The sequence below is a fragment of the Ramlibacter sp. genome (genome assembly GCF_035548915.1).
Lineage (GTDB): Bacteria > Pseudomonadota > Gammaproteobacteria > Burkholderiales > Burkholderiaceae_C > Ramlibacter.
Genome location: NZ_DASZSE010000039.1, coordinates 330,119 through 345,420 on the forward strand (window position 1 = coordinate 330,119; position 15,302 = coordinate 345,420).

The 15,302-nt window shown below is 67.2% G+C and carries 14 protein-coding genes; 9 read left to right on the forward strand and 5 right to left on the reverse strand.

Annotated features, from left to right (window positions below; all coding sequences use genetic code 11):
* The first annotated feature begins 5 nt into the window (after nucleotides 1-5).
* The 4 genes from boxA to VHA82_RS15765 all read left to right on the forward strand — a co-directional run bounded on the left by boxA (nucleotide 6) and on the right by VHA82_RS15765 (nucleotide 2,630).
* A complete protein-coding gene (gene boxA, locus VHA82_RS15750) occupies nucleotides 6-1,277 on the forward strand; it encodes a benzoyl-CoA 2,3-epoxidase subunit BoxA (protein WP_325545362.1) in 1,272 nt (423 codons plus the stop codon).
* A gap of 85 nt (nucleotides 1,278-1,362) precedes the next feature.
* Nucleotides 1,363-1,977 (forward strand): hypothetical protein, encoded by a 615-nt coding sequence (locus tag VHA82_RS15755; protein ID WP_325545364.1) that lies wholly within the window; start codon nucleotides 1,363-1,365, stop codon nucleotides 1,975-1,977.
* A 73-nt stretch (nucleotides 1,978-2,050) separates the two neighbouring features.
* Nucleotides 2,051-2,275, forward strand: coding sequence for a hypothetical protein (locus VHA82_RS15760; RefSeq protein ID WP_325545366.1), 225 nt, complete (start codon nucleotides 2,051-2,053; stop codon nucleotides 2,273-2,275).
* Nucleotides 2,276-2,366: 91 nt separating this feature from the next.
* Nucleotides 2,367-2,630, forward strand: coding sequence for a hypothetical protein (locus VHA82_RS15765; RefSeq protein WP_325545368.1), 264 nt, complete (start codon nucleotides 2,367-2,369; stop codon nucleotides 2,628-2,630).
* 45 nt (nucleotides 2,631-2,675) lie between these two features.
* Here VHA82_RS15765 and VHA82_RS15770 read toward each other — a convergent pair whose 3' ends face one another.
* The 3 genes from VHA82_RS15770 to xdhA form a co-directional block, all read right to left on the reverse strand.
* Nucleotides 2,676-3,659, reverse strand: coding sequence for a S1C family serine protease (locus VHA82_RS15770; protein ID WP_325545370.1), 984 nt, complete (start codon nucleotides 3,657-3,659; stop codon nucleotides 2,676-2,678).
* A gap of 243 nt (nucleotides 3,660-3,902) precedes the next feature.
* Complete coding sequence (gene xdhB / locus VHA82_RS15775) at nucleotides 3,903-6,215, reverse strand: xanthine dehydrogenase molybdopterin binding subunit (protein ID WP_325545372.1); 2,313 nt, start codon at nucleotides 6,213-6,215, stop codon at nucleotides 3,903-3,905.
* A complete protein-coding gene (xdhA, locus tag VHA82_RS15780) occupies nucleotides 6,212-7,735 on the reverse strand; it encodes a xanthine dehydrogenase small subunit (RefSeq protein WP_325545874.1) in 1,524 nt (507 codons plus the stop codon). Before xdhA ends, xdhB begins: the two co-directional genes overlap by 4 nt.
* 108 nt (nucleotides 7,736-7,843) lie before the next feature.
* Between xdhA and VHA82_RS15785 the strand changes: the two genes are divergently transcribed.
* From VHA82_RS15785 to VHA82_RS15805, 5 genes are all read left to right on the forward strand, one after another.
* On the forward strand, nucleotides 7,844-8,815 hold the full coding sequence (locus VHA82_RS15785; RefSeq protein ID WP_325545374.1) for a LysR family transcriptional regulator: 972 nt from the start codon (nucleotides 7,844-7,846) through the stop codon (nucleotides 8,813-8,815).
* Nucleotides 8,812-10,395 (forward strand): ABC transporter ATP-binding protein, encoded by a 1,584-nt coding sequence (locus tag VHA82_RS15790; protein WP_325545376.1) that lies wholly within the window; start codon nucleotides 8,812-8,814, stop codon nucleotides 10,393-10,395. The genes VHA82_RS15785 and VHA82_RS15790 overlap by 4 nt, the downstream gene beginning before the upstream one ends.
* The gene (locus VHA82_RS15795) at nucleotides 10,388-11,461 is read left to right on the forward strand and encodes an ABC transporter permease (protein WP_325545379.1); all 1,074 of its coding nucleotides are present in this window, start codon (nucleotides 10,388-10,390) and stop codon (nucleotides 11,459-11,461) included. The genes VHA82_RS15790 and VHA82_RS15795 overlap by 8 nt, the downstream gene beginning before the upstream one ends.
* 134 nt (nucleotides 11,462-11,595) lie before the next feature.
* Complete coding sequence (locus VHA82_RS15800) at nucleotides 11,596-12,516, forward strand: ABC transporter permease (RefSeq protein WP_325545381.1); 921 nt, start codon at nucleotides 11,596-11,598, stop codon at nucleotides 12,514-12,516.
* A 50-nt stretch (nucleotides 12,517-12,566) separates the two neighbouring features.
* On the forward strand, nucleotides 12,567-13,742 hold the full coding sequence (locus VHA82_RS15805) for a BMP family ABC transporter substrate-binding protein (protein ID WP_325545383.1): 1,176 nt from the start codon (nucleotides 12,567-12,569) through the stop codon (nucleotides 13,740-13,742).
* A gap of 15 nt (nucleotides 13,743-13,757) precedes the next feature.
* On the opposite strand, the gene VHA82_RS15810 is transcribed toward VHA82_RS15805, so the two are convergent.
* Nucleotides 13,758-14,144, reverse strand: a complete 387-nt coding sequence (locus tag VHA82_RS15810) for a hypothetical protein (protein WP_325545385.1) — start codon at nucleotides 14,142-14,144, stop codon at nucleotides 13,758-13,760.
* 89 nt (nucleotides 14,145-14,233) lie between these two features.
* Nucleotides 14,234-15,247: a hypothetical protein gene (locus tag VHA82_RS15815; protein ID WP_325545387.1), complete on the reverse strand. Its 1,014-nt coding sequence runs from the start codon at nucleotides 15,245-15,247 to the stop codon at nucleotides 14,234-14,236.
* Nucleotides 15,248-15,302 lie beyond the last annotated feature (55 nt).

Genomic DNA, 15,302 nt, shown 5'->3' on the forward strand with positions numbered 1-15,302 from the left:
TTGCCATGGGCGCATCGGAAATCCAGGTCATCAAGCAGCACCTGATCGACCCGGAAATCTGCATCAGGTGCAACACCTGCGAGTCGGTGTGTCCCGTCAAGGCGATCACGCACGACAGCAGCAACTACGTTGTCGATGCGTCCGTCTGCAACTTCTGCATGGCTTGCGTCTCGCCGTGCCCCACCGGCAGCATCGACAACTGGCGGACCGTGCCAAAGGAGCGTGCCTACACGCTCGAAGAGCAGTTCAGCTGGGAGGAGCTTCCGCCGCCGCTGCCGGAGGCTGAGTTGGCCGGCGCCGGCGTGGCGCCAGCCGAAGCAGCCGCGAGGGCCGACATCACGCCTGCGCCGGTGGCGGGCGAAGCCCCGTTCAACAGCGCCGCATACGGATCGACCGTGCCGCCTTGGTCGGCTGCGCATGCTTTCACCAACCTGTACGGCCCTCGCGCTCCCGAGAAATACGTCACGGCCACCGTCACGGGCAACGTGCGCGTGACGGCGGTCGGCAAGGAATACGACACGCACCATATCGTCCTGGACTTCGGGCGCACCCCTTTCCCGGTGCTCGAAGGCCAGAGCATCGCCGTGATTCCTCCGGGCGTCGACAGCGACGGCAAGCCGCACCATCCCCGGCAGTACAGCATTGCGAGCCCGAGAAACGGCGAGCGGGCCGGCTACAACAACCTGTCTCTCACGATCAAGCGAGTCCTGGAAGACCACGCCGGCAACCCCGTCCGCGGCGTGGCCAGCAACTACATGTGCGACCTGAAGGTCGGAGACACCGTGCAGCTGATCGGCCCGTTCGGTGCGAGCTTCCTGATGCCGAACCACCCGCGCAGCCACATCGTGATGATCTGCACCGGAACCGGTTCGGCACCGATGCGCGCCATGACCGAGTGGCGGCGGCGACTGCGGCAGTCGGGCAAATTCGACGGCGGCAAGCTCATGCTGTTCTTCGGTGCCCGGACGCAAGAAGAACTGCCGTACTTCGGCCCGCTGCAGAACCTGCCCAAGGACTTCATCGACATCAACCTGGCCTTCAGCCGCACACCGGACCAGCCGAAACGATACGTGCAGCACGCTATGCGAGAACGCGCGGCGGACCTTGCGCAGCTTCTCGAAGACCCGGCCGCACACTTCTATGTCTGCGGTCTCAAGGCGATGGAAGAAGGCGTCGTGCTCGCATTGAAGGATATCGCCCAGGGCGCCGGCCTCGACTGGGAAACGGTCGCCGGTGCGCTCAAGCGCGAAGGCCGACTCCATCTGGAGACCTACTGAGTTCAACCTGCTTTCGACAACCGGAGCATCCGGCGGGTCTCCACGAACCCCCGGCCAGCGCAAGCAAGCTTTATCATCGCAAGCCATGCATCCCGGTCCCCGCGACGTCGCCCAGGTCCGCCTGGACAACGCGCTCGCATTGTTCGATGAGTTCGTCCGCAGCACGGTGAAGCACCCCGACGCGGCGACGCTGCGAGGCCTGGAGCGCCGCTTCGCCGAGCGGCTGCAGATTCAGCCAAGCTACTGGAGCCAGATCAAGAGCCGCTCGCGCCAGATCGGCGAGCGCCTCGCGCGCCAGTTCGAGCACCTCTCGCACAAGCCCTTCGGCTGGATGGACGTGCCGCACGGCCCCGGTTCCGCAGAAGGCGCGGTTTCCGCCACCGCACCGGCGGTGGCCGTCGCGCCGCAGCCCGTGGAGAGTCCGCTTCCGCAGGACGACGACGAACGCTTCATCGTGGGACTCGTGCTCACCTACTACCGGCGGCACCCGCAGCGTGCACGCACGCGCCTGCTCGATTTGCTCGGCGAAGTGCTGGCCCCGACGCCCGCACCTGCCGTCCAGCAACAGCCGCAGGGACCTTTGCGCAAGCCTGCCGCGGGCAAGCAGGTCGCGGGCAAGCAGGGCGCGCCGGACGACGAACCGCACTCCCTCTGGCAGCGTTCGCAGCAAGGCGTCGCGCCCCTCAAGCGCAAGCGCTGATGTGGCGCGCACGAAACGCCGCAGCGCGCATCCGATAAACGGTAGTTGCGCTTGATAATCGAGTATTTATCATATGCGCAAGTCGAACGATTCACCGATGAGAAGATGCATCGATGACTCTTCGATGACGCCCCCACCGATCCACCCCGTGTTTGCAGCCATGACGCCCTTCATTGCCTTCGCCGCCGCCGCCCAGCATTCCTCGATGAAGGAATGCGGTGCCGTCGCCGTGCGAATCGGCGGTGCACTGCGCGTGCTGCGCGCACACAACCCGGGCAACGCGCCCCCGCCGGGCTGACGGTTCATTCCACAGTCGGCGCGAGCGGCCCGGGGTTTTGACAGAACCCCGGGCCGCTCGGTTTTTTGGCCACCCATTTCTGGAGATTTCGATGACGAGAACCCTGCCCTGGGCCGCCGGAGAAACGGCCCGCCCCCTGAGTGCCACGCTGCTCTACCTCGCAGCGGCGGTGCTGCAAACCGCAAGCGGCGTGCTCGCGCGCGTCGCGGCGAAGCTGGCGCAAGCCGAGCGCGCCGAGCCCGCGCCGCACGTCGTGGAGTTCCATCCGATCTACCGCGACAGCGGCGCGCCCGAAGGCGCGCTGTATGTGGACGGCAAGCTGGTGGGCATCGTCGAAGGCGTCACGCGCCTTTGACGTGCCTTCGATGCATGGACCGAAGCGGCCGATGCGCCCGGCAGCTCAGGCATCCAGCGCTTCCACGGGCCGCACGGTGACGTAGACCGGCGCGGCCAGCCCCGGCCGCAGCAGCTTCACCATGCAGTCGCGGTGCACACGTTCCTCGGTAAGCAGCTGATGGAGCTTGTCGACGGAGTCCACGTCGACGCCGTCCAGGCCGACGATCACATCGCCGACCTTCAGCCCGGCCCTGGCGGCCGGGCTTTCGTTTTCCACGTTCAGCACGCGCACCGCGTGCGTGGGCACGCTGCCCGCCTGCACGATGGTGCGGCGGTCGAGCGCCAGCGTGCTGCCGCCCACACCGAGGTAGCCTCTTCGCACGCGGCCGTGCCGCATGAGCTGCGGAATCACCCACGCCGCGATGTCGATCGCCACCGCGAAGCAGATCGACTGCGCCTGCGGGATGATGGCCGTGTTCACGCCAACGACTTCCCCGCGCGAGTCGACGAGCGGCCCGCCCGAGTTGCCGGGGTTGAGCGCGGCATCGGTCTGGATCACGTCCGGGATCAGCCGCCCCGTGTTCGCGCGCATGCTGCGGCCGAGCGCGCTCACGATGCCGGAGGTGACGGTGTGCTCGAAGCCGAGCGGATTGCCGATCGCGATGGCGATCTCCCCGCGCCGCAGGTCGGCCGAACGGCCGAGCGGCGCGGGCGTCAGCGCGCCTTGCGAGAGGCCGTCGACCTGCAGCAGTGCGAGGTCGGTGTGCGGGTCGTCGCCCACCCACCGCGCGACGAAGTGGCGGCCGTCGCTGAAGGATGCGTGCAGCCGCGTGGCGGGGGGCGGCGCTTTGCGGCCGCCCGCGCGCACGACGTGCGAGTTGGTGAGGAGGTAGCCGTCGGCGGTGAAGATGAAGCCCGATCCGCTGCCTTGCGTGCGGCCGTTGCCGTTTTCGACTCGGATCGCGGCGACACTCGGGCCGACCCTTTCCGCGACGGAAACGATCGTGCGTGAATAGGCATCGAGGAGGTCGAGATCGCGCGCGCCCATGCAGGCGCAGTTGGGGTGGGGCGTGGAAATTCCAAGGGGTCCGATCGAATCCACCACCTTACGAGAGGGTTGTGGGCGATCCGGAGGGGGCTTACTCCAGGCGCATCAACATGCGGCACCGTCTTGTCTACGAGATTTTCAAGAAGGAGCGAACGGTTCGAGTCCTTCGAATGTGGACGCACGACGAGTGAGGCTGGCGTCTCGGCAGTCCATGTCGAGGCCGCATGGCGGGCCCGGACCCGTTCACGCCTTCACCGCTCGCAGCACGTTTTCCGCCGTCGCGGGCGCATCCATCCGCACCGCATGGCCACCCCGCGCCGCGCAAGCCGCGTCGCGCAGTGCCTCCCACACGCTGATCGCCAGCATGAAGGGCGGCTCGCCCACGGCCTTGCTGCCGCCCACGTTGTCTTCGCGATTCGCCTCGGGCCACAGCTCGATCCTGAAGTGCTCGGGCACGTCGCCCGTCGCGGGGATCTTGTACGTGCTCGGCGCGTGCGTCGCGAGGTGACCCTTGTCGTTCCACACGAGCTGCTCGGTCGTGAGCCACCCCATGCCCTGGATGAAGCCGCCTTCGATCTGGCCGATGTCGATGGCCGGGTTGATCGAGTGGCCGACGTCGTGGAGGATGTCCACTTTCAGCACGCGGTTCTCGCCGGTGAGCGTATCGATCGCGACTTCCGTGCACGCGGCGCCGTACGCGAAGTAGTAGAACGGCCGGCCCGTGAGGGTGTGCTTGTCGTAGTGGATCTTCGGCGTCTTGTAAAAGCCGTCGCTCCACAGTTGCACGCGCGACTTGTAGGCGTCGTCGACAAGCTGTTCCCACGCGATGTGCGTGGTGGGCGTGCTCACCTGGCCATGCGCGAAGATCACCTGCGAAGCCTCGCAGTGATTGCGCTCGGCGACGAAGGCCGCCAGCCGCTCGCGCACCTGGCGCGCGGCGAACTGAGCCGCGCGGCCGTTCAGGTCCGTGCCGCTCGAGGCCGCCGTCGCGCTCGCGTTCGGCACCTTGCTCGTGTCGGCTGCGGTCACGCGCACGGCATCGAATGGAACGCCCAGTTCATCCGCGACGATCTGCGCGACTTTCGTGTTCAGGCCCTGACCCATCTCCGTGCCGCCGTGGTTCACCTGCACGCTGCCGTCCGTGTACACGTGCACCAGCGCGCCCGCCTGGTTGAAGAAGGTCGCGGTGAACGAGATGCCGAACTTCACCGGCGTGAGCGCGATGCCGCGCTTGATCACGGGACTTCGCGCGTTCCAGCGCGCGATGCGCTCGCGCCGTTCGCGATACGAGGACGTCTCCTCCAGCCGCGAAACGAGCGGCGCGAGGATGTTGTCCTCCACCTTCATCTCGTAGTGCGTGACGTTGCGCTCCTCGATGCCGTAGAGGTTGCGCTTGCGCACGTCGAGCGGGTCGAGGCCCAGCTCGCGCGCGATGTCGCCCATGATCGCCTCGATCACGATCATCCCCTGCGGCCCGCCGAATCCGCGGAACGCCGTGTGGCTCTGCGTGTTCGTCTTGCAGCGGTACGAGACGATCTCGACGTCGCCGAGGAAGTAGGCGTTGTCCGCGTGGAAGACGGCCCGGTCGGCCACGGGGCCGCTCAGGTCCGCGCTGAAGCCGCAGTTGGTCGAGAGCACGAGCTTCAGTCCGCAGATGAGGCCGTCGTCGTCGAAGCCGACTTCGTAGTCGTATGCGAAGGGGTGGCGCTTGCCCGTGATCATGAAGTCATCGTCGCGGTCCAGGCGCAGCTTCACCGGTCGGCGCAGCCGGTTCGCCGCGACGGCCGCCCACACCGCGATGTGGCCCGACTGCGTTTCCTTCCCGCCGAAGCCGCCGCCCATGCGGCGGCACTCGACCGTCACCGCGCTGTTGGGAAGGCCGAGCGCGTGCGAGACCCAGTGCTGGATTTCGCCGGGATGCTGCGTGCTCGAATACACCCACCATTGGTCCTGCTCCAGCGGCAGCACGTAGCCCACCTGGCCTTCGAGGTAGAAGTGTTCCTGCCCGCCGACGTCGAGGCTGCCTTGCAGGCGATGCCGCGCGCCGGCGATGCCCTGTTCAGGGTCGCCCCGGCGAACCGTGACGGGCGGCAGCACGAAGCTCCGCTCGCGCGCCGCTTCGCGCGGGTCGAGGATCGCGGGCAGCGGATCGACGTCGAGCTTCACCTTGCGTGCGGCGCGCCTCGCCTGCATCACGGTGTCCGCGACGACCACGCCCACGACCTGTCCGATGAATTCGACCTTGTCGACGGCGAAGATCGGCTCGTCGTGCACGAAGGTCGCGAGGAACTTGTCGCCGGGAACGTCCCTCGACGTGAACACGCCGCGCACGCCTTCCATCTTCAGCGCCTCGCTCGCATCGATGCCTTTGAGCATGCCGTGCGCGACGTTCGACAGGATCGGCGCCGCGTGCAGCGTGCCTTTCACTTCCGGGATGTCGTCGATGTAGGTGGCGGCGCCCGCAACCTGCGCGCGGGCGCTCTCGTGATAGTGCGAAGTGCCCGTGGCGGGCTTCGCCGCCGCGGTCTGCGCGAGGAATGTGTCGGGTGCGTTCATTCGGTCGCCTCCTCGAGCCGGAAGCGCTCCAGGTTGATCTGCGAGCGTCCCTGGCTTTCCAGCCAGAAGCGCTGCATGAGGTTGCCGAGCACTTCCGAACGATACTGCGCCGATGCGCGCATGTCGCCGATCGGGTGGAACTCTTCGCGCAGCTGCTTCGTCGCGCGATGGACGGTGTCGAGGTTCCATGGCTGGCCGAAGACGGTGGCTTCGGTCCGGATCGCCCGCGCGGGCGTGGCAGCAACGCCGCCCGCGCCGATGCGAACGTGCCGCACGATGCCTTCGGTCACTGTCATGTTGATGACAAGGCAGACGGCGGAGATGTCGTCGTCGTAGCGTTTGCTGATCTTGTAGGCGCGGAGGAACTCCCGACCCTCACCCCAACCCTCTCCCGCAAGCGGGAGAGGGAGAGGGAGAGGGCCGGGGTGAGGGGCGGGCCGCGGCACCTTGATCCACGCGAGCACCTCGTCCGCCGCCAGCACGTTCTTCCGATAGCCCGTGTAGAAATCCTCCAGCGGCAAATCGCGATGCCCCCGCTCGCTCATGAGCACCACGTGCGCACCGAGCGCGATCAGAAGCGGCATCGAGTCGCCGATGGGCGAGCCATTCGCCACATTTCCGCCGAGGGTGCCCGAGTTGCGCACCGGCAAGCCCGCGAAGCGGTTGGCGAACACCTCGAGTTGCGGCCGCTCGGCGACGAGCGCACCGAACGCGTCGGAGAGCGTCACGGCCGCACCGATGGCAACGTGGTTCTCGTACGTCTCGATCCTGCGCAATTCCTCGACCTGCGTCACGTCGAGCACCTTCGCGAAGCGCATGTGCATCTTCGTCACCCAGAGCCCCACGTCGGTGCAGCCCGCCACGATCTGCGCATCGGGATGCCTGGCGCGCAGCGCGAGCAGTTCGCGCAGCGAATGCGGCAGCAGGTAACGGCCCGAAGCGGGCAACGACGCGCGCTCGCGCGCGAGCGAATTCAACTGCGCGGCGACGTGCGCTTCATCGATCTGCACCGCGGGCAGCTTCTCCATCCGCTGCGCGGCATCGAGGATCGGCCGGTAGCCGGTGCAGCGGCACAGATTGCCGGAGAGTTCCTCCTGAGCCAGTTCGCGGGTGATGGTCTCGCCGCGGCACACATGGTTCTGGTACATGCCGAAGAGGCTCATCACGAAGCCCGGCGTGCAAAAGCCGCATTGCGAGCCGTGGCACTGCACCATCGCCTCCTGCGCGGGGTGCAGCCGGCCCCCGGCATCGGCGAGGTCTTCGACCGTCCACAGCGCCATCCCGTCGATCGAGTGCGCAAGGCGGATGCAACTGTTGATCGCGCGATATTCGAGCGCGTCGCCGCGCGGCTCGCCGAGCACGACCGTACAGGCGCCGCAGTCGCCTTCGCCGCATCCCTCCTTGGTTCCGGTGCACCCGAGGTCTTCGCGCAGCACTTCCAGCAGCGTTCTATCGGGTGGTACATTGCCCAGGCTCACGAGTTCGCCGGCGCGCCAGAACCGGATCGTCTTTGCTTCCATCGTCTTCATCTTCAGTGCAGGATTCGTTTTCCCGGATGGCCCGAGGGTAGGGGTCAACCCTGAGTCCCGGCATATGGGCGCCCGTATGGCTTCAATGCAGGACGAGGTATGAGAGACCAGGCGCTTTTCGACAAGATAGACCTCCACTTGATCAGGGTCTTGCATACCGTGCTCACCGAACGAAGCGTCTCCAAGGCAGCCCTGCGGCTCGGCATGCATCAGCCGGCCGTGTCCGCGTCGCTCAAGCGCCTGCGCGAGCTGGCCGGTGACCCCCTGCTGGTGCGTTCCGGCGCCGGCATGGTGCCCACCGACGCGGGGCTGCGCATGATCGAGCCGAGCGCGAGCATTCTTCGTGCCGCCGAAATGCTGTTCTCCGACACGCGCGGCTTCGAGCCTCAGCATGCGGCGTGCACCTTCCGCGTCGCGGCGAGCGACTATCTCGATCCGCTTTTCCTGCCGCAGCTCGTTTCGCAGATCAAGTCGAACGCGCCGCTTTGCCACATCGAAATCCATCCTCTGTCGGCGGATTCGGATTATCACGCGCACCTCGGTCAGGGCGACTTCGACGTGGTGATCGGCAACTGGCTGAAGCCGCCGCAAGACCTGCACCTGGGCAAGCTCTTCGCCGACGACGTTGTGTCGCTCGTGTCGAACGACCACCCGGCCGTGCGCCGCGGCTGGGATGCGGATGCCTGGCTCGAATCCGAGCACATCGCGCCCACGCCGACGCACCCCGGGGCGAAGGGCGTGATCGACGATCACCTCGAAGGTCTCGGCCTGAGCCGCAACATCACGGCGCGCTGCCCCCACTTCGGGCTCATTCCGCGCATGGTGGCATCGAGCTTGCTCGTGCTCACCACCGGCCGCCAGTTCTGCGAACGTTTCACCGACAGGCTGCCGGTGAGGGTGCTCGCATGTCCCATCGAATTCCCGCAGCTCGTGTACTACCAGCTGTGGCACGAACGCTCGCACGCATCCGCTTCGGCGAAGTGGCTGCGCGAGCGCATCAGGAACGTGGCCGCTTCCCTGCAAAAAACAACAATGAGCCACACCGATTTCACAGGAGACACGCTCAAGTGAGCATTCCGAGATTGCAGCTCGCGCACATCACGAAGCGCTACCCGGCGGTGGTGGCCAACGACGACGTGTCGCTCACCGTGCAGCCCGGCGAGACGCACGCCGTGCTCGGCGAAAACGGCGCCGGCAAATCCACGCTGATGAAGATCATCTACGGCACGGTGAAGCCCGACGAGGGCAGCGTGATGGTCGACGGCCAGCCCGTTCATATCCGCAACCCGCAGGAGGCGCGTCACCTGGGCATCAGCATGGTGTTCCAGCACTTCAGCCTGTTCGACACGCTGACCGTGGCCGAGAACGTGTGGCTCGGCCTGGACAAGTCGCTCACGCTCAACCAGGTGACGCACAGCATCAGCGCGAAGGCGGCCGAGTACGGGCTCGACGTCGATCCGTCGCGCCCCGTGCACACGCTGTCGGTGGGCGAGATGCAGCGCGTGGAAATCATCCGGGCGCTGCTCACGAATCCGAAGCTCCTGATCCTCGACGAGCCGACGTCGGTGCTCACGCCCCAGGCGGTGGAGAAGCTCTTCGTCGTCCTGAAGAAGCTCGCGGGCGAAGGCTGCAGCATTCTCTACATCAGCCACAAGCTGCACGAGATTCGCGAGCTGTGCACGGCGTGCACCGTCATGCGCGGCGGCAAGGTGACCGGGACGTGCGATCCCGGACGCGAGACGAATGCGTCGCTCTCGCGCATGATGATCGGTGCGGAGCCGCCCGAGCTGGAGCACCACGAGCGCACGCCGGGCGACGTGGTGCTGAAGGTGAATGCGCTCACGCTGCCGCGGGAAGACCAGTTCGGCGTCGACCTGGACGGCATCGCGCTCGAAGTGCGCGCGGGCGAAGTGGTGGGCATCGCGGGCGTGTCGGGCAACGGCCAGCGCGAGCTGCTCTATGCGCTCTCAGGCGAGGACACGCGCGCCGTGCCAGAGATGATCCAGGTGGCCGGCAAGGCGGCGGGGCGATTCGGCCCGGCGCATCGTCGCCACCTGGGCCTGCATTTCGTTCCCGAAGAACGGCTCGGCCGCGGCGCGGTGCCCACGCTCAGCCTGGCGAAGAACCTGCTGCTCACGCGCACGGACGCCGTGCGCGCGAGCGGCTGGATCGATGTCGGGGGCTTGCGCCGCCAGGCCGAGGACATCATCCGCCGCTTCAACGTGAAGGCGGGCGGCGCCGACGCGGCGGCGAAGTCGCTTTCGGGCGGCAACCTGCAGAAGTTCATCGTCGGCCGCGAGATCGACGCGAAGCCGCGGCTGCTCGTCGTGTCGCAGCCGACGTGGGGCGTGGACGTCGGTGCCTCCGCGCAGATTCGCGGGGAGATCCTCAAGTTGCGCGACGCGGGCTGCGCCGTGCTCGTCGTGAGCGAGGAACTCGACGAACTCTTCGAGATCTGCGACCGGCTGCACGTGATCGCGAAGGGGAGGCTCTCGCCGTCGGTGGAGCGCTCGCGCGCCTCGATCACGCAGATCGGCGAGTGGATGAGCGGGCTGTGGGTCGTGCATCCGCTGCGCGAGACGCCGCCGCCACTCACGCCGACCCTCTCTCAAAGGGAGCGGGAGCAAAACCACGGAGCCACCGATGCTTAAGCTCGAACCCCGTCCGCAGACTTCGAAGTTCTGGGGCATCGCCTCGCCGATCCTCGCGCTCGCGATCACCGTGGTGCTGGGCACGCTGCTTTTCATCGCGCTCGGCAAGGACCCGGTGAAGGGCCTGGAAGTGTTCTTCTGGGAGCCGATCAAATCGAGCTACGCCATCGGCGAGCTGATGGTGAAGGCGACGCCGCTGCTGCTCATCGCGCTCGGCCTCGCGGTGTGTTTCCGCTCCAACGTGTGGAACATCGGCGCCGAAGGCCAGTTCGTGATCGGCGCGGTGTTCGCGGGCGGCGTGGCGCTGCTCGCGGACAAGGATTCGAGCCGCTGGATCGTCCTGGGCATCCTCGCCGCGGGCATCGCGGGCGGCATGCTGTGGGCCGCGATCACCGCGTTCCTGCGCGACAAGTTCAGCGCGAACGAAATCCTCGTGAGCCTCATGCTCGTCTACGTGGCGGTGCAGGTATTGAACTACATGGTATTCGGCCCGTGGAAGGACCCGCAGGGCTACAACTTTCCGCAGACCAAGACGTTCGAGGCCGTCACGCAGATTCCGCGTCTCATGCAGGGCTCGCGCGTGAGCATCGGGCTCGTGCTGGCGCTCGCGGGCGTGGCGGGGCTGTGGGTGTTTCTCTTTCGCACGCGCGCCGGCTTCGCGCAGCAGGTGGGCGGGCTCGCGCCGCACGCCGCGCGCTACGCGGGCTTCTCGGCGCGGCGGGCGCTCTGGACCGCGATGCTGATTTCCGGTGGCGCGGCCGGTCTTGCGGGTGCGCTCGAAGTCGCGGGCCCGATCGGCCAGCTCACGCCGTACGTGCCCGCGGGCTATGGCTTCGCGGCCATCATCGTGGCCTTCGTGGGGCGGCTGCATCCGGTGGGAATGGTCTTCTCCGCGATTCTCATGAGCATGTTCTACATCGGCGGCGAGCTCGCCCAGTCGCGCCTGGGCCTGCCGAAGTCGCTCACGGGCGTGTTCCAGGGGCTGCTGCTTTTCACGCTGCTGGCTTGCGACACGTTGATCGCGTATCGCCTGCGGGTCATGCCGCTCGCGGCGAAGGCGGTGTGAGTCGTGAAACCCCTGTTCACCGCAGAGGCGCAGAGGTCGCGGAGGGCCGTAGAGAAATTTCAGAATGGTCTCTGCGGCCCTCTGCGTTTCTCTGCGCCTCTGCGGTGAACCCCCCAAACGCAATCGACCGACACATGGAATCCTACGCACTCCTCCTCGCCGCCACCCTGAATGCCGGCACCGTACTCGCCATCGCGGCGCTCGGGCTCCTCATCAACGAGAAGTCCGGCATCGTCAACCTCGGCGCCGAGGGCATGATGCTCTGCGCGGCCATCGCGGGATTCTCCGCGGTGGTGCACACCGGCAGCGACTGGGCCGGCTTCGCGGCCGGCATGGGCGCGGGCGCGCTGCTCGCGGCGATCTTCGGCGTGCTCGTGATCTGGCTGAACACCAACCAGTACGCCACGGGCCTCGCGCTGAGTCTCTTCGGCACGGGGTTTTCGGCGTTCGCGGGCATCGGCTACGTGCAGGAGAAGCTGCCCGAGCGGCCGCACTTCTCGGTGCCGCTCCTGGGCGACGTCCCCGTGCTCGGCCCGGCACTCTTTCGCCAGCACCCGATGGTGTACCTCGCGATCGCGCTCGTGGCGTGGCTCATGTGGTTCCTCTACCGCTCGCGCACGGGGCTCGTGCTGCGCTCGGTCGGCGAATCGCCCGAATCGGCGCACGCGCTCGGCTATCCCGTGCGCGGCATCCGCCTCGCGGCCGTGGTCGCGGGCGGGGCGCTCTGCGGGCTCGCGGGCGCGTACATGTCGGTCATCTACACGCCGCTGTGGGTCGAGGGCATGGTCGCGGGCAAGGGCTGGATCGCGCTTGCGCTCACCACGTTCGCCACCTGGCGGCCCACGCGGGTGCTGCTGGGGGCCTATCTCTTCGGCGGCGTGACGATGATGCAGTACTCCATGCAGGGCGCCGGCGTCGAGGTGCCCAGCGAGTTCCTGAACATGCTGCCGTACCTCGCCACCATCGTGGTGCTGGCACTCATCTCGCGCAATCCCGCGTGGATCCGGATCAACATGCCGGCCTCGCTTGGAAAGCCCTTCTATCCGGGCACATAATCCGCCACTTGGCAATCACCCGCACTCCTCGACCAGACGAAGGAAAGAAGATGACCGACCTCAAGAAACGCTCGATGCTGAAGCTCTCCGCGCTCGCGGCACTCACCGCTTCCGCGGCATTGGTGGGTTGCAGCAAGGAAGAGGCGCCCGCGCCTGCTCCCGCGCCCGCGCCCACGGCTGCCGCGCCCGCCCCGGCGCCCAAGCCCGCGCCGCTGAAGATCGCCTTCGCCTACGTCGGCCCGGTGGGCGACGGCGGCTGGACCTTCGCGCACGACAACGGCCGCAAGGCGATCGAAAAGGAATTCGGCGACAAGGTGCAGACGAGCTTCGTCGAGAAGGTGCCCGAGTCGGCCGACGCCGAACGCGTGCTGCGCGACATGGTCGCCCAGGGCAACAAGCTCATCTTCGGCACGACGTTCGGCTACATGGAGCCGATGCTCAAGGTCGCGGCCGATTCGCCCGACGTGAAGTTCGAGCACGCGACCGGCTACAAGACCGCCCCCAACCTGCGCATCTACGACAGCCGCACCTACGAGGGCGCGTACATGGCGGGCGTGGTCGCAGGCAAGATGACCAAGACGAACCAGCTGGGCGTGGTCGGCTCGATCCCGATTCCCGAGGTGATCCGCAACATCGACAGCTTCACGATGGGCGCGCAGTCGGTCAATCCGAAGGTGAAGACCAAGGTCGTGTGGGTGGGCGACTGGTTCAATCCGCCGAAGGAAACGGAAGCCGCCACGGCCCTCATCAACGGCGGTGCCGACGTGCTGATGCAGAACACCGACTCGTCGGCGGTGCTGCAGACGGCTGAAAAGCTCGGCAAGCGCGCGTTCGGATGGGACAGCGACATGTCCAGCTACGGCCCGAAGGCGCATCTGGGTTCGGCCGTCATCAACTGGGCGCCGTACTACATCAAGACCACGAAGGACGTGCTGGACGGCACCTGGAAGAGCCAGCCGGACAAGATCTGGTGGGGCGTGAAGGAAGGCGCGATCGATTTCGTTTCGGTCGCGGCGGACGTTCCGGACGACGCGAAGCAGGCTCTGGACAAGGTGAAGGCCGGTCTCAAGGACGGCAGCCTCGTGATCTGGAAGGGCCCGATCCACGACAACGCGGGCAAGGAAGTACTCGCCAAGGACGCGGTGGCCGACGACAAGTTCCTGGTCGGCATCAGCTTCTACGTGAAGGGCGTGGAAGGCAAGGTGCCGGGAGGCGACAAGAAGTAGGGCGTCGCCGGCTTTCTATTCGCGCCCCGAGGGGCGCGAAGGTCCCTTCGGTGCCACGGCGGGGCTCTCGTAGCGCGCGACGAGCGCCTCGCCTTTCCACACATCCACGACGAAGCGCGTGCGCTGGCGCGCACCGACCAGGAGGAAGCTCACGATCGAGAGCCCGCCCTCCTCGCGCACCGACAGGTCGCGCACCACGCCACTTGCGCGTCGCAGCGAAGACCGCAGCCAATGCTCCCGATCCGTGGTCTGCGCCGACGCGGGCACCCGGAGCTCGAAATCGTTCGCGACGCGCTCGCGCACGGAGGCCGCGTCGCCCGATGCCATGGCCTGCTGCAAGCCGCGCTCCAGCACGAGAAAGCGGGACACATCGCGCGTCGCGGCCGCGGCCCCGCCAGACATGGCGCCAGGTCCCGCCCCGCGAGCCGGCTGCGCGCACGCGCTGTCCGCCGCGGCGAGCGAAAGGGCGGCAAGAGCGAGCAGCGCGCCGCTCAATGTCCGTCCAGGCATCCCTTTTGGCCGGAAAGGTTGGCGTAGCCCGTCTTGTTGTTGTAAGCCGCGTTCGACCATTCGCCCTGGATGCGCCACTTGCCGCCATCGGAGAAAGTCACGTAGGGCGTGTTGAAGGTCCATGCGCACTTGTCGCCGTTCTCGGCGCCTTGCGGGTCGTACCACGCGCCGGGATTCGCGGGGTCGCTGCGGGCTTCGGCGATTTCGTGACCGGTGACGTTGGCGAGCGCCGCGAGCCCCTGCGAGTGGCCCGTGATGGCGGGGTTGTCGCCGGGGTCGCAGCCGCTGTCGCCCTCGAGATCGAAGAAGAAGCCGAACTGCACCGGGATGCCGTGGCACGTGCCGTAGCTGTGCCACGCGCAATAGCCCGCGCGGCCGCGGCGCACGTCCGTGTACACGGGGTAGTAGCCGTTGCCCTGCGGGTCGGGCGTGGGGATCATCCTGCAGACCTCGCCCAGGATGGCGGACGTGATCGCGCCGTTGCTGGCCTTCGTCGTGTCGATCACGTGGCCCAGGTGCAGCAAGCCCGTGGAGCCGACTTTGCCGTTGCTGCCGGTGTATTCGTTCGACGCCGCGGCGTAGTTCGAGCCGCTGTGGTACGTGTACCAGTTGTCCAGGCCCGTGATCTTGTCCTTGGCAAAGGCCGGGTCTGCCCACTTGGGGCCCCAGAAGATCGCTTTCGACACCACGGTGGTCATGATCTTGCCGCCGTGGTAAGTCATGTTCGGGCTGGGCGGTGTCCTGGCCGGGCGCTTCGCATCGCGCCTCGCCTCGCGCTCAGCGTCCTCCAGGGTTTCGCGTTCACGGCGGTGTTCGAGGTCTTCGCGCCGGCGCTCGTGCTCTTCGCGCGTGAAGTGCGAGCCGAGCCGCGGCGGGTCGTCCGCCTGGTCCTGCGATTCGCGCATCGCGCGGGCGTCCGGCTTGTCCGATGCGTCGAAGGCGGCGGCGCCCGTGCAAGCCAGCACGCCGAGCGCGAGGAGGGCGGTGTTCTTCAAGTTGTGGTCTCCTGGATGAGCCTGACGATTCGCCAATGCTAGTGCACCCCCGGCC

Excerpts from the sequence above, each read along its gene's own strand:
- VHA82_RS15795 (WP_325545379.1), top strand. The coding sequence starts at position 10,388 with ATGCTTAAGCTCGAACCCCGTCCGCAGACTTCGAAGTTCTGGGGCATC.
- VHA82_RS15810 (WP_325545385.1), bottom strand. The coding sequence starts at position 14,144 with ATGTCTGGCGGGGCCGCGGCCGCGACGCGCGATGTGTCCCGCTTTCTC.
- VHA82_RS15760 (WP_325545366.1), top strand. The coding sequence starts at position 2,051 with ATGCGCAAGTCGAACGATTCACCGATGAGAAGATGCATCGATGACTCT.
- VHA82_RS15765 (WP_325545368.1), top strand. The coding sequence starts at position 2,367 with ATGACGAGAACCCTGCCCTGGGCCGCCGGAGAAACGGCCCGCCCCCTG.
- VHA82_RS15785 (WP_325545374.1), top strand. The coding sequence starts at position 7,844 with ATGAGAGACCAGGCGCTTTTCGACAAGATAGACCTCCACTTGATCAGG.
- boxA (WP_325545362.1), top strand. The coding sequence starts at position 6 with ATGGGCGCATCGGAAATCCAGGTCATCAAGCAGCACCTGATCGACCCG.
- VHA82_RS15770 (WP_325545370.1), bottom strand. The coding sequence starts at position 3,659 with ATGGGCGCGCGCGATCTCGACCTCCTCGATGCCTATTCACGCACGATC.
- xdhB (WP_325545372.1), bottom strand. The coding sequence starts at position 6,215 with ATGAACGCACCCGACACATTCCTCGCGCAGACCGCGGCGGCGAAGCCC.
- xdhA (WP_325545874.1), bottom strand. The coding sequence starts at position 7,735 with ATGGAAGCAAAGACGATCCGGTTCTGGCGCGCCGGCGAACTCGTGAGC.
- VHA82_RS15755 (WP_325545364.1), top strand. The coding sequence starts at position 1,363 with ATGCATCCCGGTCCCCGCGACGTCGCCCAGGTCCGCCTGGACAACGCG.
- VHA82_RS15805 (WP_325545383.1), top strand. The coding sequence starts at position 12,567 with ATGACCGACCTCAAGAAACGCTCGATGCTGAAGCTCTCCGCGCTCGCG.
- VHA82_RS15800 (WP_325545381.1), top strand. The coding sequence starts at position 11,596 with ATGGAATCCTACGCACTCCTCCTCGCCGCCACCCTGAATGCCGGCACC.